The sequence below is a fragment of the Paeniclostridium hominis genome (assembly GCF_014306135.1).
Taxonomy (GTDB): Bacteria; Bacillota; Clostridia; order Peptostreptococcales; family Peptostreptococcaceae; genus Paraclostridium; species Paraclostridium hominis.
Genome location: NZ_JACRWD010000009.1, coordinates 1 through 20205, shown reverse-complemented (window position 1 = coordinate 20205; position 20205 = coordinate 1). Strand labels below are relative to the sequence as shown.

The following is a 20205-nucleotide window of genomic DNA, read 5'->3' as shown; positions in this document are numbered from 1 at the left end:
GGAGGAAGCACAATGCCAAAATTAAATATATTAAATGTTAATGGACAAAATGTTGGAGAAATCGAATTAGCAGAAGCTATATTCGGTGTTGAAGTTAACGAGCACGTATTATACGAAGTAGTTAAAAATCAATTAGCAAACAAGAGACAAGGTACTCAATCTGCTAAAACTAGAGCAGAAGTTAGAGGTGGCGGAAGAAAACCTTGGAAACAAAAAGGAACTGGTAGAGCTAGACAAGGTTCTATAAGAGCTGTACAATGGGTTGGTGGAGGAGTTGCTTTTGCACCTAAGCCAAGAAACTACAGATACACTTTACCAAAGAAAGTTAGAAGATTAGCTATGAAATCAGCTTTATCATCTAAAGTTCAAAACAACGAAATAATAGTTTTAGATGCTTTAACTATGGAAGCTCCAAAAACTAAAGAGTTCGCTCAAATATTAAAGAACATAAACGCTTCTAAGAAAGCTTTAGTAGTAACAGCTGAAAAAGACGAGAACGTTGTAAAGTCAGCTAGAAACATAGAAGGTGTTCAAGCTGCTACAGTTAACACTATAAATGTTTATGACATATTAAAGTACGATACTTTCGTAATAACTACAGATGCGGTTAAGAAAGTGGAGGAGGTGTACGCATAATGACTAATCCACATGATATAATAATAAAGCCAGTTGTAACTGAGCAAAGTATGACTGAAATGGTTGAAAAGAAATATACTTTTGTTGTTGCTAAAAGCGCAAACAAAACTGAAATAAAGAAAGCTGTAGAAAGCATATTCGGAGTTAAAGTTGACAGAGTAAATACTTTAAACTACGATGGAAAAGTTAAGAGAATGGGTAGATACGAAGGAAGAACTGCAAGTTTCAAGAAAGCAGTAGTTAAATTAGCTGCTGATAGCAAAGAAATAGAATTCTTCCAAGGTATGTAATTGACCTTAATAAACGAAGGAGGGAAAACAGATGGCTATAAAAAAGTTTAGACCAACTTCTCCTGCCTTAAGACAAATGACAGTTTTAGTTTCTGATGAAATAACTTGTAACGAACCAGAAAAATCTCTTTTAGTTTCATTAAAGAAAAATTCTGGTAGAAACGTACATGGTAAAATAACTGTTCGTCACAGAGGTGGAGGAAACAGAAGAAAATATAGAATAATAGATTTCAAGAGAAATAAAGATGGAATACCTGCAAAAGTTGCTACTGTTGAGTATGATCCAAATAGAACTGCTAACATAGCATTATTAAACTATGCTGATGGTGAAAAGAGATATATATTAGCTCCAGTTGGAATACAAGTTGGAGATACTTTATTATCAGGACCTGAAGCAGACATAAAGCCAGGTAACGCAATGGCATTAAAAGATATGCCAGTTGGTACAGTAGTACACAACGTAGAATTAAAGCCAGGAAAAGGAGCTCAGTTAGTTAGATCTGCTGGAGCATCTGCTCAATTAATGGCTAAAGAAGGCAAAAATGCATTATTAAGATTACCATCTGGAGAGATGAGATTAGTAAGCATAAACTGTAAAGCTACTATAGGACAAGTTGGAAACTTAGAACACGGTAATGTTGTTATAGGTAAAGCTGGTAGAAAAAGACATATGGGTATAAGACCTACAGTTAGAGGTTCTGTAATGAACCCTTGTGACCATCCACACGGTGGAGGGGAAGGTAGATCTCCAATAGGTAGAGCTAATCCAGTTACTCCTTGGGGTAAACCAGCACTTGGATACAAAACTAGAAAGAAAAATAAAGCTTCTGATAAGTTAATAGTATCAAGAAGAACTAAGTAATAGATTTACTTTTGCTCGAAAGGAGGAAATAAAATGTCAAGATCAACTAAAAAAGGACCTTTTATACATGCAAGACTTTTAAAGAAGATAGAAGATATGAACGCTTCTGGAAATAAAGAAGTTATAAAAACTTGGTCAAGATCTTCAACTATATTCCCACAAATGGTTGAACATACAATAGCTGTACATGATGGAAGAAAGCATGTGCCAGTTTATATAACAGAAGATATGGTTGGACACAAATTAGGTGAATTCGTTCCTACAAGAACTTTCAAAGGGCACAAGGACGACGAAAAATCTAATAAGAGAAAATAATTAAGATCTAACTGAGGAAGGAGGAATTTGTAATGGAAGCAAAAGCTACTGCTAAATACGTACGTGTATCACCTAGAAAAGCAGGTCAAATATGCGGCCTTGTTAGAGGAAAGAATGTTGACGAAGCTTTAGCAATATTAAAGTACACTCCAAGAGGAGCTGCTTCAATAATAGCTAAGGTTGTAAAGTCAGCAAAAGCTAATGCAGAAAACAATCACGAAATGGATGTTGAAAAATTATATATAGCTTCAATAGTTGCTAATCAAGGGCCAACTATGAAGAGATTCATGCCTAGAGCTATGGGTCGTGCAACTATGATAAGAAAGAGAACTTCTCACATAGAGGTAGTTCTTAAAGAAAGAAAATAATAACAGATAGGAGGGAAACAAATGGGTCAAAAGGTTAATCCACACGGTTTAAGAGTCGGTGTTATAAAGGACTGGGACTCAAGATGGTTCGCTACTGATAAAAAAGAGTTCGGAAACTTATTATTAGAAGACCATAATGTACGTAAATTCTTAAAGAATAAATTATACTCAGCTGGTGTTGCTAAAATAGAAATAGAAAGATCAGCAAACAAATTAAAGCTAGACTTACACGTTGCTAAGCCAGGTGTAGTTATAGGTAAAGGTGGAGCTGGAATAGAAGCTCTTAAAGCTGAGTTAGAAAAAATGACTAAGAAAAATGTTATAGTTAACATAGTAGAAGTTAGAAACCCAGATAAAGATGCTCAATTAGTAGCAGAAAATATAGCTTTAGCTATAGAAAGAAGGGTTGCTTTCAGAAGAGCTATGAAGCAAGCTATACAAAGAGCTATGAAGTCAGGAGTTAAAGGTATAAAGGTATCTGCTTCTGGTAGATTAGGTGGAGCTGAAATGGCTAGAACTGAAGGATACAGCGAAGGAAATGTACCTCTTCAAACTATAAGATCTGACATAGAGTTTGGATTTGCTGAAGCAAATACTACTTATGGAAAAACTGGTATCAAAGTTTGGATATGCAACGGAGAAGTTTTACCAACTAGAAACGGTGTAAATCCAAGAGAAGATAGAAGAGATAACAACAGAAGAGATAGAAGAGATAACAGAAGAAACGATAGAAGAAACGATAGAAGAGACAACAACAGAAGAAACAACAGAGGACAAAGACCTCAAAGAACTGAAAACAAACAAGCTTAATTAAAGCACAGTTAAGGAAGGAGGAAAATACTCATGTTAATGCCAAAAAGAGTAAAACGTCGTAGAGTACACAGAGGTAGCTTAGCTGGAAAAGCTCACAAAGGTAACAAAGTTACTTACGGAGAGTTCGGTTTAGTTGCTTTAGAGCCATCTTGGATAACTTCTAACCAAATAGAAGCTGCCAGAATAGCTATGACTAGATATATAAAAAGAGGGGGAAAAGTTTGGATAAAGATATTCCCTCATAAACCAGTAACAAGAAAACCTGCAGAAACTCGTATGGGTGCTGGTAAAGGTTCACCAGAATACTGGGTAGCAGTAGTAAAACCAGGAAGAGTAATGTTCGAATTAGCAGGTGTTTCTGAAGATAAAGCTAGAGAAGCAATGAGACTTGCGATGCATAAACTTCCAGTTAAATGTAAGTTTGTGAAGCGTGAAGATTTAGAAGTAAAGGGTGGTGAATAGGATGAAAGCTAAAGAACTAAGAGATTTAACAAGCGAAGAATTAATGAACAAGTTAAATGGTTTTAAAAGTGAATTATTTAGCTTAAGATTCCAATTAGCTACTGGTCAATTAGAAAACACAGCAAGAATCAAATTCGTTAAGAAAGATATAGCTAGAGTTAAAACTATACTTGCTGAAAGAAAGTTAAACGAAACTAGAGCTTAATTTTGGAAAGGAGGCTGTCAAACATGGAAAGAGGAAGAAGAAAAGTAAGAGTAGGCCGTGTTGTTAGTAATAAAATGGATAAAACAATAGTTGTTTCTGTTGAAGATTTCGTACGTCATCCATTATATAACAAGCCAGTTAAGAGAACTAAGAAATTTAAGGCTCACGATGAAAACAACGTATGTAGCATCGGAGATAGAGTAAGAATAATGGAAACTAGACCTTTATCTAAGGATAAGAGATTCAGACTAGTTGACGTTATAGAGAAGGTTAAGTAGTTTTTGAAGAAGGAGGGATTACGATATGATACAACAAGAATCACGTCTAAGAGTTGCTGATAACTCAGGAGCTAAAGAACTTTTAACTATTCGTGTATTAGGCGGAAGTAAAAGAAGATATGGTAACATAGGTGACGTTATAGTTGCAACTGTTAAAAGTGCAACACCAGGTGGAGTTGTAAAAAAAGGTAAAGTAGTTAAAGCTGTTATAGTAAGAACTAAGCAAGGCGTAAGACGTAAAGATGGTAGTTATATATCATTTGACGAGAATGCTGCAGTTATCATAAAAGATGATAAAACTCCAGTAGGAACTCGTATATTCGGGCCTGTTGCTAGAGAGTTAAGAGACAACGACTTTATGAAAATAGTATCTCTTGCTCCAGAAGTACTATAATAAGGAGGTGCAATAGGACATGATGCGTGTTAAAAAAGGTGACACTGTTGTAGTTATAGCAGGTAAAGATAAAGGTAAAAAAGGTACAGTTACTAAGGTTTTCACTAAAGCTAATAGAGTATTAGTTGAAGGTGTTAACGTAATAACTAAGCACCAAAAACCAACTGCTGTTAACCCACAAGGTGGAATAATAAATAAAGAAGCCCCAATACACATATCTAACGTAATGCCAGTTGATCCTGAAACAGGAAAAGGTACAAGAGTTAGATTTGAAGTTAAAGATGGGAAAAAAGTTAGAGTATCAGTAAAGAGCGGAAAAGAATTATAATAAGCTTGAAAGGAGGGACTACAAATGACTTCTAGATTACAAGAAAAATATGTTAAAGAAGTTGCTCCAGCTTTAATGGAGAAATTTGGATACAAAAACGTTATGGAAATACCTAAGTTAGAGAAAATAGTAATAAACATGGGTATAGGTGATGCAAGAGAAAATCCAAAAGGATTAGAAGCTGCAGTTGCAGAATTAGAAATGATATCTGGTCAAAAGCCTGTTATAACTAAGGCTAGAAAATCAGTAGCTAACTTCAAATTAAGAGAAGGTATGCCTGTTGGAACTAAAGTTACTTTAAGAGCTGACAAAATGTACTACTTCATGGACAAGTTAGTTAATATATCTTTACCAAGAGTTAGAGACTTCAGAGGAGTTAATGCTAACGCATTTGACGGAAGAGGTAACTACGCTTTAGGATTAAAAGAACAATTTATATTCCCTGAAATAGAGTACGATAAAGTTGATAAAGTAAGAGGAATGGATGTAATATTTGTAACTACAGCTAAAACTGATGAAGAAGCTAGTGAGTTATTAAAATTATTAGGAATGCCATATTCTAAGTAAATAAAGGAGGGATTCCAGTGGCTAGAAAAGCGATGGTTGTAAAACAACAAAAAAAGCAAAAGTACGCAACTAGAGAGTATACTAGATGTACAATATGTGGTAGACCACATTCTGTATTAAGAAAATTCGGTATATGCCGTATATGCTTTAGAGAATTAGCTTATAAAGGTCAAATACCTGGTGTAAGAAAAGCAAGTTGGTAAGACTTGGTTAAAATGGAAGGAGGGTTACAATATGACAATGACAGATCCAATAGCAGATATGCTAACTCGTATAAGAAATGCTAACACAGTTAAGCATGAAACTGTTGATGTTCCTGCTTCTAATATGAAGAAAGAATTAGCTAGAATCTTATTAGAAGAAGGTTTCATAAGAGGGTACGATGTTATAGAAGATGGAAAACAAGGAATAATAAGAATACAATTAAAGTACGGACAAGCAGGAGAGAAAGTTATAACAGGATTAAAGAGAATATCTAAGCCTGGTATGAGAGTTTACGCTGCTAAAGAAGAATTACCAAAAGTATTAAACGGATTAGGTATATCAATAATATCTACTTCAAAAGGAATATTAACTGACAAGCAAGCTAGAAATGAAGGCGTTGGTGGAGAAGTAATCTGCTACGTTTGGTAATAAAAACGAACAATGTAAGGAGGTGCAACTATGTCAAGAATAGGTGTTAAACCAATAACTGTTCCTGCAGGTGTTGAAGTAACTATAGCTGAAAACAACTTAGTTACAGTAAAAGGACCAAAAGGAACTTTAACTAAGCAATTCAACAATGAATTAGCTATAAAAAAAGAAGAGAATACTATATTAGTTGAGAGACCAACTAATAATAAGAAACATAGATCTTTACACGGATTAACTAGAACTTTAATAGATAACATGGTAGTAGGTGTTACTGCTGGTTTCGAGAAGAAGTTAGAGTTAGTTGGTGTTGGGTACAGAGCTCAAAAGCAAGGAAACAAGTTAGTTATGAACTTAGGATTCTCTCATCCAGTTGAGATGGTAGATCCAGAAGGAATAACTGTTGAAGCTCCAAACCAAACTGAATTAGTTGTTAAAGGTATAGACAAGCAATTAGTAGGTAACTATGCTGCTAAGATAAGAGCTTGGAGAGAGCCAGAGCCATACAAAGGTAAAGGTATAAGATACGCTGGTGAAGTTGTAAGACGTAAAGAAGGTAAAACTGGTAAGAAATAATACCAAAAGATAAACGCTAGAAAGGAGTGATCTCTGTGTTTAAAAAAGCTAACAAAAACGCAAATAGACTTCAAAGACATAAGAGAGTTCGTAGAAAAATAACTGGAACTACTCAAAGACCAAGATTATGTGTATTCAGAAGTTCTAATAACATATATGCTCAAATAATAGATGATACTAACAGAGTAACTGTTGTTTCTGCATCTTCTTTAGAAGCTGAAATAAAAGGTGCTGTTAATCACTGTGGAAATAAAGATGCAGCTAGAAAAGTTGGAGAACTTGTTGCTAAGAGAGCTGTAGAAAAAGGTATAACTGAAGTTGTATTTGACAGAGGTGGATACTTATATCACGGAAGAGTTCAAGAATTAGCTGAAGGTGCTAGAGAAGCTGGACTTAAGTTCTAATACAAAGGAGGGAAAATAATGCTACGTCGTAAGCCAATAGATGCAAGACAACTTGATCTTCAAGAGAAAGTTATCGAAGTAAGACGTGTTACTAAGGTTGTTAAAGGTGGTAGAAACTTTAGATTTGCAGCTTTAGTAGTTGTTGGAGATGAAAACGGACACGTTGGTATAGGTACTGGTAAAGCTATGGAAGTACCAGATGCTATAAGAAAAGCAGTTGAAGATGCTAAGAAGAATTTAATAACTGTACCTATGGTTGGTACAACTATACCTCACCAAACAAACGGACACTTTGGTGCTGGTAAAATATTAATAATGCCTGCTAGTCAAGGTACAGGAGTTATAGCTGGGGGACCTGCTAGAGCCGTACTTGAGTTAGCTGGATTAAAGGATGTTAGAGCTAAATCTTTAGGAACTAACAACCCAAGAAACATGGTAAATGCTACAATAGAAGGTTTAAAATCTTTAAGAACAGCTGAAGATATAGCTAAACTTAGAGGTAAAAAAGTAGAAGATCTTCTAGGGTAAGGAGGTAGTAAAGAATGGCTAAATTACAAATAAAATTAGTTAGAAGTACAATAGGAACTACTCCTAACCAAAGAAAGAACGTAGAAGCGTTAGGATTAAGAAAAAGAGAGCAAGTAGTTGTTAAAGAAGACAACGCTCAAATGAGAGGTATAATAGCTAAAGTTAGTCACTTAGTAGAAGTAACTGAAATAGCTGAATAATAAATTTTAAACATACTAAGGGAGGTGCAATCCATGAAGTTACATGAATTAAGACCTGCTGAAGGTGCAGTTTCATCTAAAAAGAGATTAGGTAGAGGTACTGCTACTGGACAAGGTAAAACTTCAGGACGTGGACAAAAAGGTCAAAAGTCTCGTTCAGGTGGTGGAGTAAGAGTTGGATTCGAAGGTGGACAAATGCCACTTGCTAGAAGACTTCCTAAGAGAGGATTCAAAAATCCTTGTAAGAAAGTTTACTCACTAGTTAACGTAGAAACTTTAAATAGATTCGAAAACGGAACAGAAATAACAGCTGAATTACTTAAGGCAACTGGAGTAATAAGCAAAATAGAAAAAGACGGCGTTAAAATCTTAGGTGAAGGTAACTTAGAAAGAGCTTTAACTGTAAAGGCTGCTAAGTTTACTGCTTCAGCGCAAGAAAAAATAGAAAAAGCTGGAGGAAAGGCAGAATTAGTTTAATCTAATCTGCTAACTCTTGGCCATAAGGCAGGGGTGAGTTTAACGTGCTGTCAAACTTTAAACAAGCTTGGAAAATAAAAGATGTAAGAAGAAAAATTTTATATACTTTGATGATGATTGTTATCTTTAGGATAGGATGTACTATTCCTGTTCCTGGAGTTAATAGAACTATTATAAAGGGAATGGTTGACGGAAACGGTCTTCTTTCCCTGTATAATATGTTTACAGGAGGAGCTTTCAGTAGCTTTACCTTATTTGCATTAGGAATCAGTCCTTATATAACGGCATCTATAATAATTCAACTTTTAACTATCGGATTCCCATCTCTTGAAGAACTTCAAAAGTCTGGTGAAGAAGGTAAGAAAAAGATAAATAAATACACTAAGTATACAGCATTAGGATTAGCTATAATACAGGCTATCGGTATAACACTAGGAATAGTGAGACGTGCTTTACAAACAGATAGTGTATTTTTTATAGTTACAGTTATAGTCACATTAATATCAGCCAGTATGTTATTGATGTGGATGGGTGATAAGATTACTGAAAAAGGATTAGGTAACGGAAGCTCTGTAATAATATTTATAGGAATTATATCAAGAATTCCTACAGACATAACACAAGCTATAGGACAATTTAAAAGCGGAAGCATTGGACTATGGGTATTAGTTGTTATGACTATAGTATCGCTTCTTACAGTAGCTGCGGTTACGTATATACAAGAAGCAACAAGAAAAATACCTGTACAATATGCTAAAAGAGTTGTTGGAAGAAAAACATATGGAGGTCAAAACTCTCATATACCAATGAAAGTAAATCAATCTGGGGTTATACCAGTAATATTTGCAAGTTCATTGTTAGCATTCCCTCAAACTATAGCAATATTTATGGGAAAAGATGCTCAAGCATTTGTAACTAAATTCTTATCTCCTAGTGGAGAACCAGGATTCTGGATTTATTTAGTTATAGAAGTTATTTTAATAATATTCTTCTCTTATTTCTATACTACTATATCATTCAATACTGAAGATATAACTAATAATATGAAAAATAGTGGAGGTTTTATACCAGGTATAAGACCAGGTAACCCAACTATGGATTACTTAAATAGAATATTATCTAGATTAACATTAGCAGGAGCTTTATTCTTAGCTGTTGTAGCAGTAATTCCATCTATAATAAGTAAATTCACAGGAGTACATTTAAGTATGGCTGGAACATCTTTACTTATAGTTGTTGGAGTTGCGCTTGAACTTAAGAGACAGTTAGAATCAAACTTAGTAATGAGAAGTTATCAAGGCTTCTTAAAATAGATGGAGATGATCATATGAGAATAATATTACTTGGACCTCCTGGTGCGGGTAAGGGTACTCAAGCAGCAGGAATAGTAGAAAAATACAATATACCTCATATATCAACAGGAGATATATTCAGAAAGAATATAAAAGAAGGTACAGAACTTGGTAAAAAAGCTAAAGGATTTATAGATCAAGGTCTTTTAGTTCCAGATGAATTAACAGTTGGTCTAGTTACTGATAGAATATCTCAACCAGACTGCGAAAAAGGATTCATGTTAGATGGATTCCCAAGAAATGTAGCTCAAGCTCAACATTTAGATAAATATCTAAAAGAAGTTGGTATATCTTTAGATAAAGTAGTTAACATAGAAGTTGACAAAGATATATTAGTTGGTAGAGCAGTAGGAAGAAGAATATGTAAATCTTGCGGTGCTACTTACCATGTTGAGTTTAATCCTCCAAAAGCAGATGGCGTATGCGATGTATGCGGAGGAGAACTTTACCAAAGAGCAGATGATAATGAAGAAACTGTATCAAAGAGAATACAAGTTTATCTAGACGAAACTAAGCCTTTAGTTGATTATTATTCAAAAGAAGGTATAATAGCTAATATAAATGGTGAACAATCTATAGATAAGGTATTTGCAGATATAGTAGATGCTCTAGGAAGTGAAAAATAATGATTATTTTAAAATCTAAGCAACAAATTGAACTTATGAGAGAATCTGGTAAAATTGTTGCTGAAACACATGAGATTTTAAGAGATGCTATTAAACCGGGAATATCTACTTTAGAGTTAGATAAAATAGCTGAAAATCATATTAGAAAATATAATGCTATCCCATCTTTTAAAGGATATAATGGTTTTAAGGGATCTATATGCGCTTCTATTAATGAAGAGGTTGTACATGGAATTCCTGGACCTAAAACTTTAAAAGAAGGAGATATTATAAGTATCGATATAGGTGCTTATTATAAAGGATATCATGCAGACTCGGCAAAAACGCATGGAGTAGGTATAATATCTGAAGAAGATAGGAAATTAATAGAAGTAACAAAAGAAAGCTTCTATGAAGGATTAAAGTTTGCTAAACTAGGATATAGACTTTCTGATATTTCGCACGCAATACAAACACACGTAGAAAAAAACAATTTTTCAGTAGTTAGAGATCTTGTAGGTCATGGAGTTGGCACACAGCTACATGAAGATCCTCAAATACCTAACTATGGACGACCAGGTAAGGGACCAAAACTTAAAGAAGGGATGGTACTTGCAATTGAACCTATGGTTAACTATGGTACACACTATGTTAAGATGTTAGGTGATGGTTGGACGATTGTTACTATTGACTCTAAAAAGTCAGCTCATTATGAGCATACGATAGCTATTACTGAAGATGAACCTTTGATATTAACAAAGTTATAATCAAAAAAAGTAGGTGAGATTTATGCTATCAAAAGATATATGTATAGGGCAAGTTGTTAGAAATACATCTGGAAGAGATACTGGGAGATTATTTTTCGTAGTAAAAGTAGTTGATGATGAGTATGTTTTAATCTCAGATGGAAAGAAAAGAAAACTTGAAAAACCTAAACTAAAAAAAGTTAAGCACTTACAAAAGTATGATATAATTAACAATGCTGTTAAAGATATGATAGAATCTAATGAGTCTATTAAAGATGCTTTTTTAAGAGCTGAACTTGGAAAGTTAAACAATGTTTAGCTTATTGAATGGAGGTTTGGTTAGTTAATGGCCAAAAAAGATGTTATAGAAATAGAAGGTACAGTTTCAGAAGCTTTACCGAATGCCATGTTCAAAGTTAAACTAGAAAACGGGCATGAAGTTTTATGTCACATTTCTGGAAAGCTAAGAATGAACTTTATAAGGATTCTTGAAGGAGATAAGGTTAATGTTGAGCTTTCTCCATATGACCTTACAAGAGGAAGAATTACTTGGCGTAAGAAGTAGACTATCAATGCTAGTCTAAGGAGGGATTAATAATGAAAGTAAGACCATCAGTAAAACCAATATGTGAAAAATGTAAAGTAATAAAGAGAAAAGGTAGAGTAATGGTTATATGTGAAAATCCTAAGCACAAGCAAAAGCAAGGTTAATAAATTGTGCTAGCATTTTGTTAAATATTATAGTATAATATTATATTGTGATAATTAACAAACTTTTTTTGGATTTTATATAAACATGAATCGGAATTCACTTATTATTTAAGAAAATTTAATCATGAAAAAAGTTTAAAAAGTTAAGTTGTAGGAGGTGCAAAGTATGGCAAGAATAGCTGGGGTAGATTTACCTAGAGAAAAAAGAGCAGAAATAGGCTTAACATATATCTATGGTATAGGTAAGGCAACTGCTAACGAAATATTAGCTAAAGCTGACATAGATCCTAACGTAAGAATCAAAGATTTATCTGAAGATCAAGTTAACGACTTAAGAAAGATAATAGACAATGATTTCTTAGTTGAAGGAGATTTAAGAAGAGAAATAGCTTTAAACATAAAGAGATTAAGAGATATAAAGTGTTACAGAGGTATGAGACATGCTAAAGGTCTTCCTTTAAGAGGACAAAAAACTAAGACTAACGCTAGAACTAGAAAAGGTCCTAGAAAAACTGTATCTCGTAAGAAGAAGAAGTAATAGTTAGAAGAGGAGGGAAGAATAATGGCTAAACCAAAAAAGAAAGTTACACGTGTTAGAAGAAGAGAGCGTAAAAACATAGAACGTGGACATGCTCATATACAATCAACTTTTAACAATACTATAATAACTTTAACAGACGTTCATGGTAATGCATTATCTTGGGCAAGTTCTGGACAATTAGGATTCAAAGGATCAAGAAAAGCAACTCCATTTGCATCTCAAATGGCTGCTGAAACTGCTGCTAAGGCTGCAATGGAACACGGATTAAAGAGTGTAGAAGTATTCGTTAAAGGACCAGGTTCTGGTAGAGAAGCTGCTATAAGAGCTTTACAAGCAACTGGTTTAGAAGTAACTATGATAAAAGACGTTACTCCAATACCACACAACGGATGTAGACCACCAAAAAGAAGAAGAGTGTAATTTAGGAGGTGTAAATAAATGGCAAGATATACAGGTGCATCATGTAGACAATGTCGTAGAGAAGGAATGAAGTTATTCCTTAAAGGTGACAGATGTTATACTGACAAATGTGCTATAGTTAAGAGAAACTATGCTCCAGGACAACATGGACAAGGAAGAAAGAAAGTTTCTAACTATGGATTACAATTAAGAGAAAAACAAAAAGTTAAGAGAATATACGGAGTTTTAGAAACTCAATTCAGAAACTTATACGAGCGTGCTGAAAAAATGCCTGGTATAACAGGGGAAAACTTACTAAGCTTATTAGAAAGAAGATTAGATAACGTAGTTTACAGAATGGGATTAGCATCTTCTAGAAAAGAAGCTAGACAATTAGTAAGACACGGTCATTTCACTTTAAACGGACATAAGGTAAATATACCTTCTTTAACAGTTGCTAATGGAGATGTTATAACTGTTAAAGAAACATCTAAGTCTTCTGCAAAATTCAAAGGATTAGTAGAAAATAACTCAAGAATAGCTCCTAAATGGTTAGATGCTAACTTAGAGAACATGACAGCTTCTGTTGTTGCTAATCCAGGAAGAGAAGATATAGATCTTGAAATAGCTGAACACTTAATAATAGAGCTTTACTCTAAGTAATAAGTATAGTTATAACAAATATTTTAAGATTTTGTTTACCCTCAGTGGATTAATAAATTTTAAGGAGGGTTTTGTCCATGATAGAAATAGAAAAACCAAGAGTAGATATAATTGAAATTAGCGAAGACCATAGATATGGTAAATTCGTTATAGAGCCTCTAGAAAGAGGATATGGAATAACTATAGGTAATGCATTAAGAAGAATATTATTATCTTCTTTACCAGGAGTAGCTGTTAACTCTATAAAAATAGATGGAGTTCTTCATGAATTCTCAACAGTTCCTGGTGTTAAAGAAGATGTTACTGAAATAATATTAGCATTAAAAGAATTATCAGCTACTATAGATGGTGAAGGAAATAGAACACTTAAAATAGAAGCACAAGGACCATGTACAATAACAGGTGCTGACATAATATGTCCTCCAGATGTTGAAATAATAAGCAAAGACTTACATATAGCTACGCTAGATGATAATGCTAAGTTTAACATGGAAATATCTGTTGATAAAGGAAGAGGATATGTATCTTCTGAAGACAATAAAACAGAGCATATGCCTATAGGAGTTCTTCCTGTAGACTCAATATATACTCCTGTTGAAAAAGTTAGCTACCATGTAGAAAATACTAGAGTTGGTCAAAAATCAGATTATGATAAATTAATACTTGAAGTTTGGACTAATGGAAGTATAAATCCTCAAGAAGGAATATCACTTGCAGCTAAGGTTCTAGTTGAACATCTAAATCTATTCATAGATTTAACAGAGCATGTAAGCAATGTTGAAATAATGGTAGAAAAAGAAGAAGATCAAAAAGAGAAAGTTCTTGAGATGACTATAGAAGAACTTGACTTATCAGTTAGATCTTACAACTGTTTAAAGAGAGCGGGAATAAACACAGTTGAAGAATTAGCTAATAGATCTGAAGAAGACATGATGAAAGTTAGAAACTTAGGTAAAAAGTCGTTAGAAGAAGTAATTCAAAAGTTAGAGGAACTTGGATTAAATCTTAAACCAAGCGAAGAGTAAGCGCAAAGGAGGGATAAGCATGGCTAAGTACCGTAAATTAGGACGTGTAACTGCTCACAGAAATCTTATGTTAAGAAACTTAGTAACAGACTTACTAAGAAATGGAAAAATAGAAACTACAGTTACTAGAGCGAAAGAAACTCGTAGAATGGCAGAAAAGATGATAACTCTTGCTAAGAGAGGAGATCTTCATGCTAGAAGACAAGTTTTAGCTTATGTTTTAGATGAGACAGTAGTTAACAACTTATTCACTGATATAGCTCCAAAGTATGCTGAGAGAAACGGTGGATATACTAGAATAATAAAAATGGGACCAAGAAGAGGCGACGCTGCTGAAATGGCTCTAATAGAATTAGTATAGTATGTAAAAGGATTAGGCAAAGCCTAATCCTTTTTTTATTTCAATTAAATATCAAATTTGTTAATAGTGGTGCTATAATTTAATAGTGTATTGCTAAATTGAAGATGAACTTTTGTGTTAATCTGTAATTTAAATTATGATATAATACAATATAAATTGCAAATTGATAAACACTACTAATTAAAGGAGAACAAATTTATGAAGGATATAGTAAGTGTTAAGGATGTATCATTTGAATATGTAACTGAAGATAGTACATTTAAGGCCATAGATGATTTAACTTTAAGTGTTAAACAAGGTGAATTTGTTGTAGTTATAGGCCATAATGGGTCAGGTAAGTCAACGCTTTCTAAGAACTTAAATGCAATTCTAATGCCTACTAAAGGTGATATATATATAGATGGTCTAAATACTAAAGATGAAGAACATTTATGGGATATTAGACAGACAGCAGGTATGGTATTTCAAAATCCAGATAACCAAATTGTAGCTACTATAATAGAAGAAGATGTAGCTTTTGGTCCCGAAAATTTGGGGATAGAGCCTGTAGAAATCAGAAAGAGGGTAAAAGAAGCATTAACAAGTGTTGGTATGTATGAGCTAAAAGATAGACAACCTCATCTATTATCTGGTGGACAAAAGCAAAGAGTTGCTATAGCAGGTATAATAGCTATGAAGCCTAAGTGTATAATCTTTGATGAAGCTACAGCTATGTTAGATCCATCTGGAAGAAAAGAAGTAATGAATACTATAAAAAGACTCAACAAAGAAGAGAACATAACTATAATGCATATAACTCACTTTATGGAAGAAGCTGTAGGTGCAGATAGAGTTATAGTTATGGAGAAAGGGAAAAAAGTATTAGAGGGAACTCCGAAACAAGTATTCTCTAAAGTTGAAAAATTAAAAAGTATAGGATTAGATGTACCTTATATGACTGAATTAAGTAAAGAACTTAAGGAAGAAGGTATGCATATAGAGGATGATATATTAACTGTGGATGAGATGGTGATGAGATTATGTCAATTATAATAGAAAATTTAACACATATATACAATGAAGGCATGCCATTTGCTAGTAAAGCATTAGACAATATAAATTTAAGTATAGAAGATGGAGATTTTGTTGGGTTAATAGGTCATACTGGATCGGGTAAATCAACATTAATTCAGCATTTAAATGGTATACTTAAGCCTTCATCAGGAAAAATTTTAATAAATGGATTTGATATAACTGATAAAGATTTAAATTTAACTGATATCAGAAAGAAAGTTGGAGTGGTATTTCAATATCCTGAATATCAACTATTTGAAGAGACTGTTGCAAAGGACATAGCCTTTGGACCTTCAAATTTAGGCTTAGATGATATTGAAATAACTAATAGGATTAAAGCATCTATGGAGGCTGTTGGGCTTGACTATGATGAATTTAAAGATAAATCTCCATTTGAATTATCAGGCGGACAAAAGCGTAGGGTAGCTATAGCTGGAGTTATAGCTATGAATCCTGAAGTCTTAATATTAGATGAACCTACAGCTGGATTAGATCCTAAAGGAAGAGATGAAATATTTAATTTAATAAAGACATTACATAAAGAAAAAAATATGACGATAATACTTTCATCACATAGTATGGATGATATGGCTAAATTAGTTAAAAATATAATAGTTATGAATTCAGGAAAAATAGAATTTATGGGACCTACTAGAGAAGTATTTAAAAATCATTCTAATAGATTAAAAGATATAGGTTTAGATATTCCTCAAGTACTAGAATTATGCATTAAATTAAGAGACAGAGGGTTTGATATTAAGCCTGATATAATTACTATTGAAGAAGCTAAGAAAGAAATAATAAGAGTTATGAGAGGTAAAGGAAAATGTTAAAAGATATAACTATAGGTCAATATTATCCTACTAACTCAATTATTCATAAATTAGATGCTAGAGTTAAACTTATAGCAACTTTTATATTTATGGTATCACTGTTTATAATAAATAAATTTTGGCCATATTTAATAGTGGTAGGAAGTTTGATGGCTGTAGTGGCCATGTCTAAAATACCATCTAAGTATATTATAAAAGGGCTTAAACCTTTGAGATGGATTATAGTATTTACATTTGTAATTAATATATTCTTTCTGCCTGGAGATCCTATATGGTCATTTGGCTTTATAAAGATCACTAGCCAGGGGTTAAGTCAAGCTGTTTTTATGGCACTAAGACTTATATTCTTAGTTGTTGGAACATCATTACTTACACTTACGACATCGCCTATAGAACTTACAGATGGGATAGAAAAATTATTAAATCCATTAAGAAAGATAGGATTCCCTGTGCATGAGTTAGCTATGATGATGACTATTGCATTAAGATTTATACCTACTTTATTAGATGAAACAGATAAAATAATGAAAGCTCAGATGTCTAGAGGGGCCGATTTTGAAAGTAAAAATATAATAAATAGAGCAAAGAACTTAGTTCCGCTTTTAATACCTTTATTTATAAGTGCATTTAGGAGAGCTGATGAATTAGCTATGGCTATGGAAGCTAGATGTTATAGAGGTGGATATAATAGAACTAAGATGAAGCAAAGTATAATGACTAAAGCTGACTATATAGCATATGCTATTCAATTTATTTATTTAGGTGTAATAGTTGTTATTAGGTTTATATAAAGAGGTATCATATGAGAAATATAAAATTGACTATTCAATATAATGGTAAAAATTATTGTGGTTGGCAAAAGCAAAATGATTTTTTGGGTATACAAGGAACTATAGAAAAAGCTATAAAAGAGATAACTAAAGAAGATGTTAAAATAATTGGATCAGGAAGAACTGATGCAGGAGTACATGCTTTAGGTCAAGTTGCAAATTTTAATACAAGTTGTAATATACCTGTTGAGAAAATACCAGGTGCACTAAACTCAAAGTTGCCAAAGGATATATCTATAATAGACGCACAAGAGATGGATTTAGATTTTCATTCAAGGTATTCAGCAAAAGGAAAAAGATATAGATATTTAATATATAATAATGCATATAGAAGTCCTATATATAATAATATATCGTATTTAGTTAAGTATGATCTAGACTTTGAAAAGATGAAAAAAGAAGCTAAAGCTTTAATTGGAACATATGATTTCAAAGGGTTTATGAGTTCTGGATCATCAGTGAAAGATACGGTAAGGACTATTTATGACATAGATATATCAAGACAAGAAGACTTAATAATTATAGAAGTAGAAGGTAATGGATTCTTGTATAATATGGTAAGGATTTTAGTTGGAACATTAGTTGATATTGGCCGAGGAAGAATAGATATTGACATGCTAAGTATAATAGAATCTAAGTCAAGATCTATGGCTGGACACACTGCGCCAGCTCATGGATTATTTCTTAAAAAAGTTGATTATTAGCTTGACACTCCAGGGTGCATGTATTAAAATATACAAGAGTGTGTTAATAAGTCCACTTGCCCCGGACTTGACATAGACGGTAAAATATCATATGGAAATAAGATAAGGAGGGACTTGTAATGAAAAGTTATATAGCTAAGCCAGCTGACGTACAAAGAAAATGGTACGTAGTTGATGCTGAAGGAAAAACATTAGGTCGTATGGCTACAGAAATAGCTACAATATTAAGAGGAAAGCATAAACCAACTTTCACTCCTCACGTTGATGGTGGAGATTTCGTTGTTGTTGTAAATGCTGATAAAGTAGTTTTAACAGGAAAGAAATTAGATCAAAAGATGTACAGATACCACACTGGATATGTAGGTGGATTAAAGGAAATAACTTATAGAGAAATGATGGAAAAGAAACCTGAAGAGGTTGTTATGCATGCTGTTAGCGGTATGTTATGTAAGAACAAATTAAGAAGCAGAATGATGACTAGATTAAGAGTATTTGCTGGACCAAACCACGGACACGAAGCTCAAAATCCAGAAGTTTTAAACTTCAAATAATCATAACGGGTGAAAGGAGGAGTTAATCATGGCTAACGTTCAATACTACGGAACAGGAAGAAGAAAGCACTCTGTAGCAAGAGTAAGACTAGTTGCAGGTGAAGGAAATATAATAGTAAATGGAAGAAAAGTTGAAGAATACTTCAACTACGAAACTTTAATAAGAGATGTTAAACAACCATTAGTTTTAACAGGAACTGAAAACAAATACGATGTTATAGTAAAGGTTGAAGGTGGAGGATTCACTGGACAAGCTGGTGCTATAAGACACGGTATATCTAGAGCTTTATTAACAGTAGACGCTGAGTTAAGACCAGCTTTAAAGAAAGAAGGATTCTTAACTAGAGATGCTAGAATGAAGGAAAGAAAGAAATACGGATTAAAGGCAGCAAGAAGAGCTCCACAATTCTCAAAGAGATAATTATATATGCTTATACAAAGACTTTGGAATATTCCAAAGTCTTTTTTTATATAATATATGGGGTGATATTATATGAAATATATTAAGCATGTAAGCATTATAGGTGCGCTTTTATGTTTTCTTTCTATATTTATATTTGAAGTTAAAAAGAACTCTCAAGATGTTATGTCATATATGCCTACAACGAATAGGGTTATAATGTTAGATGCAGGGCATGGGGGTATAGATCCTGGAACTCTAAATAATGACAAAACTATACTTGAGAAAGATGTAAATCTAAAAATAACTTTGAAGCTAAGGGAGTTGTTAGAATCAAGTGGATGTTTAGTATTATTAACTAGAGATGAGGATGTTAGTTTATACGAAGAAGATGGTAAGAAAACAATTAGACAAAAGTATAATGAAAATTTAAAAAACCGTAAAAAATTATTGAAGGAATCAAACGTAGATGCATTTGTATCTATACATCTTAATGCATTTGAAGAAAGTAAATATTATGGAGCTCAAACATTTTATCCAAAGGATAAAGAAGATAGTAAATTATTAGGTAAATTTATTCAAGACGAATTAAAACGTGTAGTTGATAAAACTAACAATAGAGAAATAAAACCAAGAGATGATTTATATTTACTAAAAGATAATGAAATTCCATCAGTACTAATAGAGTGTGGTTTTTTATCTAATGAGAAAGAATCGAAGTTACTAAATGATGAAAAATATCAAGAAAAAATTGCTTGGGCTATATATGCAGGTATACAAAGATATTTTGGAACTAATGTACATAATTAATAAAAAATTAAAGAAAACAACCTATATACGCAACTATATATTTAAGCATATATGGGTTGTTTTTAAACTTTTAGTAAAAAAATAAAAAAGTTTTTGAAAAAGTGTTGACGATGTAAAAAAAAGGTGATATAGTATTACTTGTCCTTGAGAAACGGACAAAACAAATTAAGAACTTTGAAAATTAAACAGTAGGTTAATTATAAAAATTCTTTTTAAAGAATTAAACAACAAACAACCAAGCCAGATATTCAGATAATGATAGCTGAGCGATGGACAACTTTTATTTGA

General features: G+C 32.9%; 37 protein-coding genes. All 37 read left to right on the top strand.

Annotated elements, in window-relative coordinates:
• The first annotated feature begins 12 nt into the window (after positions 1–12).
• The 37 genes from rplD (at position 13) to cwlD (ending at position 19917) form a co-directional block, all read left to right on the top strand.
• Positions 13–636 carry a 50S ribosomal protein L4 gene (rplD, locus tag H8891_RS13715; RefSeq protein ID WP_187006835.1) on the top strand — a complete coding sequence of 208 codons (624 nt, stop codon included), beginning with the start codon at positions 13–15 and terminating at the stop codon, positions 634–636.
• On the top strand, positions 636–926 hold the full coding sequence (rplW, locus tag H8891_RS13710) for a 50S ribosomal protein L23 (protein ID WP_021122006.1): 291 nt from the start codon (positions 636–638) through the stop codon (positions 924–926). Before rplD ends, rplW begins: the two co-directional genes overlap by 1 nt.
• 31 nt (positions 927–957) lie before the next feature.
• Positions 958–1788, top strand: a complete 831-nt coding sequence (gene rplB / locus H8891_RS13705) for a 50S ribosomal protein L2 (protein ID WP_187006834.1) — start codon at positions 958–960, stop codon at positions 1786–1788.
• Between the two features lie 33 nt (positions 1789–1821).
• Positions 1822–2103 carry a 30S ribosomal protein S19 gene (rpsS, locus tag H8891_RS13700; RefSeq protein WP_147548007.1) on the top strand — a complete coding sequence of 94 codons (282 nt, stop codon included), beginning with the start codon at positions 1822–1824 and terminating at the stop codon, positions 2101–2103.
• A 32-nt stretch (positions 2104–2135) separates the two neighbouring features.
• On the top strand, positions 2136–2471 hold the full coding sequence (gene rplV / locus H8891_RS13695; RefSeq protein WP_147548006.1) for a 50S ribosomal protein L22: 336 nt from the start codon (positions 2136–2138) through the stop codon (positions 2469–2471).
• Between the two features lie 21 nt (positions 2472–2492).
• Positions 2493–3281 (top strand): 30S ribosomal protein S3, encoded by a 789-nt coding sequence (gene rpsC / locus H8891_RS13690; protein ID WP_147548005.1) that lies wholly within the window; start codon positions 2493–2495, stop codon positions 3279–3281.
• Between the two features lie 33 nt (positions 3282–3314).
• Complete coding sequence (gene rplP, locus H8891_RS13685) at positions 3315–3746, top strand: 50S ribosomal protein L16 (RefSeq protein WP_021127553.1); 432 nt, start codon at positions 3315–3317, stop codon at positions 3744–3746.
• A gap of 1 nt (position 3747) precedes the next feature.
• On the top strand, positions 3748–3951 hold the full coding sequence (gene rpmC / locus H8891_RS13680; RefSeq protein ID WP_021122014.1) for a 50S ribosomal protein L29: 204 nt from the start codon (positions 3748–3750) through the stop codon (positions 3949–3951).
• Between the two features lie 23 nt (positions 3952–3974).
• Entirely contained in the window at positions 3975–4229 is a 255-nt protein-coding gene (rpsQ, locus tag H8891_RS13675) for a 30S ribosomal protein S17 (protein WP_021122015.1), read from the top strand.
• Between the two features lie 25 nt (positions 4230–4254).
• A complete protein-coding gene (gene rplN, locus H8891_RS13670) occupies positions 4255–4623 on the top strand; it encodes a 50S ribosomal protein L14 (protein WP_021122016.1) in 369 nt (122 codons plus the stop codon).
• Positions 4624–4645: 22 nt separating this feature from the next.
• Positions 4646–4951, top strand: coding sequence for a 50S ribosomal protein L24 (gene rplX, locus H8891_RS13665; RefSeq protein ID WP_147548021.1), 306 nt, complete (start codon positions 4646–4648; stop codon positions 4949–4951).
• Between the two features lie 24 nt (positions 4952–4975).
• Positions 4976–5518: a 50S ribosomal protein L5 gene (rplE, locus tag H8891_RS13660; protein ID WP_147548004.1), complete on the top strand. Its 543-nt coding sequence runs from the start codon at positions 4976–4978 to the stop codon at positions 5516–5518.
• A 17-nt stretch (positions 5519–5535) separates the two neighbouring features.
• The gene (locus H8891_RS13655) at positions 5536–5721 is read left to right on the top strand and encodes a type Z 30S ribosomal protein S14 (protein ID WP_021127555.1); all 186 of its coding nucleotides are present in this window, start codon (positions 5536–5538) and stop codon (positions 5719–5721) included.
• A gap of 31 nt (positions 5722–5752) precedes the next feature.
• Positions 5753–6151 carry a 30S ribosomal protein S8 gene (rpsH, locus tag H8891_RS13650; RefSeq protein ID WP_147548003.1) on the top strand — a complete coding sequence of 133 codons (399 nt, stop codon included), beginning with the start codon at positions 5753–5755 and terminating at the stop codon, positions 6149–6151.
• Between the two features lie 30 nt (positions 6152–6181).
• Positions 6182–6724, top strand: coding sequence for a 50S ribosomal protein L6 (rplF, locus tag H8891_RS13645; protein ID WP_147548002.1), 543 nt, complete (start codon positions 6182–6184; stop codon positions 6722–6724).
• A gap of 35 nt (positions 6725–6759) precedes the next feature.
• Positions 6760–7128 carry a 50S ribosomal protein L18 gene (rplR, locus tag H8891_RS13640; RefSeq protein WP_147548001.1) on the top strand — a complete coding sequence of 123 codons (369 nt, stop codon included), beginning with the start codon at positions 6760–6762 and terminating at the stop codon, positions 7126–7128.
• An 18-nt stretch (positions 7129–7146) separates the two neighbouring features.
• Complete coding sequence (gene rpsE, locus H8891_RS13635) at positions 7147–7656, top strand: 30S ribosomal protein S5 (protein WP_147548000.1); 510 nt, start codon at positions 7147–7149, stop codon at positions 7654–7656.
• A gap of 14 nt (positions 7657–7670) precedes the next feature.
• Positions 7671–7856 (top strand): 50S ribosomal protein L30, encoded by a 186-nt coding sequence (rpmD, locus tag H8891_RS13630; RefSeq protein ID WP_021127557.1) that lies wholly within the window; start codon positions 7671–7673, stop codon positions 7854–7856.
• 33 nt (positions 7857–7889) lie between these two features.
• Positions 7890–8333, top strand: a complete 444-nt coding sequence (gene rplO / locus H8891_RS13625; protein WP_147547999.1) for a 50S ribosomal protein L15 — start codon at positions 7890–7892, stop codon at positions 8331–8333.
• A gap of 44 nt (positions 8334–8377) precedes the next feature.
• Positions 8378–9646 carry a preprotein translocase subunit SecY gene (secY, locus tag H8891_RS13620; RefSeq protein WP_187006833.1) on the top strand — a complete coding sequence of 423 codons (1269 nt, stop codon included), beginning with the start codon at positions 8378–8380 and terminating at the stop codon, positions 9644–9646.
• Between the two features lie 14 nt (positions 9647–9660).
• A complete protein-coding gene (locus H8891_RS13615) occupies positions 9661–10311 on the top strand; it encodes an adenylate kinase (protein ID WP_147547997.1) in 651 nt (216 codons plus the stop codon).
• Positions 10311–11057, top strand: a complete 747-nt coding sequence (map, locus tag H8891_RS13610; RefSeq protein WP_147547996.1) for a type I methionyl aminopeptidase — start codon at positions 10311–10313, stop codon at positions 11055–11057. Before H8891_RS13615 ends, map begins: the two co-directional genes overlap by 1 nt.
• Before the next feature lie 22 nt (positions 11058–11079).
• On the top strand, positions 11080–11355 hold the full coding sequence (locus H8891_RS13605) for a KOW domain-containing RNA-binding protein (protein ID WP_187006832.1): 276 nt from the start codon (positions 11080–11082) through the stop codon (positions 11353–11355).
• Positions 11356–11382: 27 nt separating this feature from the next.
• The gene (gene infA, locus H8891_RS13600) at positions 11383–11601 is read left to right on the top strand and encodes a translation initiation factor IF-1 (protein WP_147547994.1); all 219 of its coding nucleotides are present in this window, start codon (positions 11383–11385) and stop codon (positions 11599–11601) included.
• A 32-nt stretch (positions 11602–11633) separates the two neighbouring features.
• The gene (gene rpmJ, locus H8891_RS13595; protein WP_003373491.1) at positions 11634–11747 is read left to right on the top strand and encodes a 50S ribosomal protein L36; all 114 of its coding nucleotides are present in this window, start codon (positions 11634–11636) and stop codon (positions 11745–11747) included.
• A 166-nt stretch (positions 11748–11913) separates the two neighbouring features.
• Positions 11914–12285 carry a 30S ribosomal protein S13 gene (gene rpsM / locus H8891_RS13590; protein ID WP_021122034.1) on the top strand — a complete coding sequence of 124 codons (372 nt, stop codon included), beginning with the start codon at positions 11914–11916 and terminating at the stop codon, positions 12283–12285.
• 24 nt (positions 12286–12309) lie between these two features.
• Positions 12310–12708, top strand: coding sequence for a 30S ribosomal protein S11 (gene rpsK, locus H8891_RS13585; RefSeq protein WP_021127562.1), 399 nt, complete (start codon positions 12310–12312; stop codon positions 12706–12708).
• Between the two features lie 18 nt (positions 12709–12726).
• The gene (rpsD, locus tag H8891_RS13580) at positions 12727–13350 is read left to right on the top strand and encodes a 30S ribosomal protein S4 (protein ID WP_147547993.1); all 624 of its coding nucleotides are present in this window, start codon (positions 12727–12729) and stop codon (positions 13348–13350) included.
• A 77-nt stretch (positions 13351–13427) separates the two neighbouring features.
• On the top strand, positions 13428–14375 hold the full coding sequence (locus H8891_RS13575) for a DNA-directed RNA polymerase subunit alpha (protein WP_147547992.1): 948 nt from the start codon (positions 13428–13430) through the stop codon (positions 14373–14375).
• Positions 14376–14394: 19 nt separating this feature from the next.
• On the top strand, positions 14395–14736 hold the full coding sequence (gene rplQ / locus H8891_RS13570) for a 50S ribosomal protein L17 (RefSeq protein ID WP_147547991.1): 342 nt from the start codon (positions 14395–14397) through the stop codon (positions 14734–14736).
• Positions 14737–14934: 198 nt separating this feature from the next.
• Positions 14935–15768 (top strand): energy-coupling factor transporter ATPase, encoded by an 834-nt coding sequence (locus H8891_RS13565; protein ID WP_187006831.1) that lies wholly within the window; start codon positions 14935–14937, stop codon positions 15766–15768.
• On the top strand, positions 15756–16622 hold the full coding sequence (locus tag H8891_RS13560) for an energy-coupling factor transporter ATPase (protein ID WP_187006830.1): 867 nt from the start codon (positions 15756–15758) through the stop codon (positions 16620–16622). The genes H8891_RS13565 and H8891_RS13560 overlap by 13 nt, the downstream gene beginning before the upstream one ends.
• Positions 16616–17413 carry an energy-coupling factor transporter transmembrane component T family protein gene (locus tag H8891_RS13555; RefSeq protein ID WP_147547988.1) on the top strand — a complete coding sequence of 266 codons (798 nt, stop codon included), beginning with the start codon at positions 16616–16618 and terminating at the stop codon, positions 17411–17413. The genes H8891_RS13560 and H8891_RS13555 overlap by 7 nt, the downstream gene beginning before the upstream one ends.
• A gap of 11 nt (positions 17414–17424) precedes the next feature.
• The gene (truA, locus tag H8891_RS13550; protein ID WP_187006829.1) at positions 17425–18156 is read left to right on the top strand and encodes a tRNA pseudouridine(38-40) synthase TruA; all 732 of its coding nucleotides are present in this window, start codon (positions 17425–17427) and stop codon (positions 18154–18156) included.
• Positions 18157–18275: 119 nt separating this feature from the next.
• Positions 18276–18707: a 50S ribosomal protein L13 gene (gene rplM / locus H8891_RS13545; RefSeq protein WP_021428215.1), complete on the top strand. Its 432-nt coding sequence runs from the start codon at positions 18276–18278 to the stop codon at positions 18705–18707.
• Between the two features lie 28 nt (positions 18708–18735).
• The gene (gene rpsI / locus H8891_RS13540; protein WP_147547986.1) at positions 18736–19128 is read left to right on the top strand and encodes a 30S ribosomal protein S9; all 393 of its coding nucleotides are present in this window, start codon (positions 18736–18738) and stop codon (positions 19126–19128) included.
• A 72-nt stretch (positions 19129–19200) separates the two neighbouring features.
• Entirely contained in the window at positions 19201–19917 is a 717-nt protein-coding gene (gene cwlD, locus H8891_RS13535; RefSeq protein WP_187006828.1) for an N-acetylmuramoyl-L-alanine amidase CwlD, read from the top strand.
• Positions 19918–20205: the final 288 nt, after the last annotated feature.

Excerpts from the sequence above, each read along its gene's own strand:
- rplD (WP_187006835.1), top strand. The coding sequence starts at position 13 with ATGCCAAAATTAAATATATTAAATGTTAATGGACAAAATGTTGGAGAA.
- rplW (WP_021122006.1), top strand. The coding sequence starts at position 636 with ATGACTAATCCACATGATATAATAATAAAGCCAGTTGTAACTGAGCAA.
- rplB (WP_187006834.1), top strand. The coding sequence starts at position 958 with ATGGCTATAAAAAAGTTTAGACCAACTTCTCCTGCCTTAAGACAAATG.
- rpsS (WP_147548007.1), top strand. The coding sequence starts at position 1,822 with ATGTCAAGATCAACTAAAAAAGGACCTTTTATACATGCAAGACTTTTA.
- rplV (WP_147548006.1), top strand. The coding sequence starts at position 2,136 with ATGGAAGCAAAAGCTACTGCTAAATACGTACGTGTATCACCTAGAAAA.
- rpsC (WP_147548005.1), top strand. The coding sequence starts at position 2,493 with ATGGGTCAAAAGGTTAATCCACACGGTTTAAGAGTCGGTGTTATAAAG.
- rplP (WP_021127553.1), top strand. The coding sequence starts at position 3,315 with ATGTTAATGCCAAAAAGAGTAAAACGTCGTAGAGTACACAGAGGTAGC.
- rpmC (WP_021122014.1), top strand. The coding sequence starts at position 3,748 with ATGAAAGCTAAAGAACTAAGAGATTTAACAAGCGAAGAATTAATGAAC.
- rpsQ (WP_021122015.1), top strand. The coding sequence starts at position 3,975 with ATGGAAAGAGGAAGAAGAAAAGTAAGAGTAGGCCGTGTTGTTAGTAAT.
- rplN (WP_021122016.1), top strand. The coding sequence starts at position 4,255 with ATGATACAACAAGAATCACGTCTAAGAGTTGCTGATAACTCAGGAGCT.
- rplX (WP_147548021.1), top strand. The coding sequence starts at position 4,646 with ATGCGTGTTAAAAAAGGTGACACTGTTGTAGTTATAGCAGGTAAAGAT.
- rplE (WP_147548004.1), top strand. The coding sequence starts at position 4,976 with ATGACTTCTAGATTACAAGAAAAATATGTTAAAGAAGTTGCTCCAGCT.
- rpsH (WP_147548003.1), top strand. The coding sequence starts at position 5,753 with ATGACAATGACAGATCCAATAGCAGATATGCTAACTCGTATAAGAAAT.
- rplF (WP_147548002.1), top strand. The coding sequence starts at position 6,182 with ATGTCAAGAATAGGTGTTAAACCAATAACTGTTCCTGCAGGTGTTGAA.
- rpsE (WP_147548000.1), top strand. The coding sequence starts at position 7,147 with ATGCTACGTCGTAAGCCAATAGATGCAAGACAACTTGATCTTCAAGAG.
- rpmD (WP_021127557.1), top strand. The coding sequence starts at position 7,671 with ATGGCTAAATTACAAATAAAATTAGTTAGAAGTACAATAGGAACTACT.
- rplO (WP_147547999.1), top strand. The coding sequence starts at position 7,890 with ATGAAGTTACATGAATTAAGACCTGCTGAAGGTGCAGTTTCATCTAAA.
- H8891_RS13615 (WP_147547997.1), top strand. The coding sequence starts at position 9,661 with ATGAGAATAATATTACTTGGACCTCCTGGTGCGGGTAAGGGTACTCAA.
- map (WP_147547996.1), top strand. The coding sequence starts at position 10,311 with ATGATTATTTTAAAATCTAAGCAACAAATTGAACTTATGAGAGAATCT.
- H8891_RS13605 (WP_187006832.1), top strand. The coding sequence starts at position 11,080 with ATGCTATCAAAAGATATATGTATAGGGCAAGTTGTTAGAAATACATCT.
- infA (WP_147547994.1), top strand. The coding sequence starts at position 11,383 with ATGGCCAAAAAAGATGTTATAGAAATAGAAGGTACAGTTTCAGAAGCT.
- rpmJ (WP_003373491.1), top strand. The coding sequence starts at position 11,634 with ATGAAAGTAAGACCATCAGTAAAACCAATATGTGAAAAATGTAAAGTA.
- rpsM (WP_021122034.1), top strand. The coding sequence starts at position 11,914 with ATGGCAAGAATAGCTGGGGTAGATTTACCTAGAGAAAAAAGAGCAGAA.
- rpsK (WP_021127562.1), top strand. The coding sequence starts at position 12,310 with ATGGCTAAACCAAAAAAGAAAGTTACACGTGTTAGAAGAAGAGAGCGT.
- rpsD (WP_147547993.1), top strand. The coding sequence starts at position 12,727 with ATGGCAAGATATACAGGTGCATCATGTAGACAATGTCGTAGAGAAGGA.
- H8891_RS13575 (WP_147547992.1), top strand. The coding sequence starts at position 13,428 with ATGATAGAAATAGAAAAACCAAGAGTAGATATAATTGAAATTAGCGAA.
- rplQ (WP_147547991.1), top strand. The coding sequence starts at position 14,395 with ATGGCTAAGTACCGTAAATTAGGACGTGTAACTGCTCACAGAAATCTT.
- H8891_RS13565 (WP_187006831.1), top strand. The coding sequence starts at position 14,935 with ATGAAGGATATAGTAAGTGTTAAGGATGTATCATTTGAATATGTAACT.
- H8891_RS13560 (WP_187006830.1), top strand. The coding sequence starts at position 15,756 with ATGTCAATTATAATAGAAAATTTAACACATATATACAATGAAGGCATG.
- H8891_RS13555 (WP_147547988.1), top strand. The coding sequence starts at position 16,616 with ATGTTAAAAGATATAACTATAGGTCAATATTATCCTACTAACTCAATT.
- truA (WP_187006829.1), top strand. The coding sequence starts at position 17,425 with ATGAGAAATATAAAATTGACTATTCAATATAATGGTAAAAATTATTGT.
- rplM (WP_021428215.1), top strand. The coding sequence starts at position 18,276 with ATGAAAAGTTATATAGCTAAGCCAGCTGACGTACAAAGAAAATGGTAC.
- rpsI (WP_147547986.1), top strand. The coding sequence starts at position 18,736 with ATGGCTAACGTTCAATACTACGGAACAGGAAGAAGAAAGCACTCTGTA.
- cwlD (WP_187006828.1), top strand. The coding sequence starts at position 19,201 with ATGAAATATATTAAGCATGTAAGCATTATAGGTGCGCTTTTATGTTTT.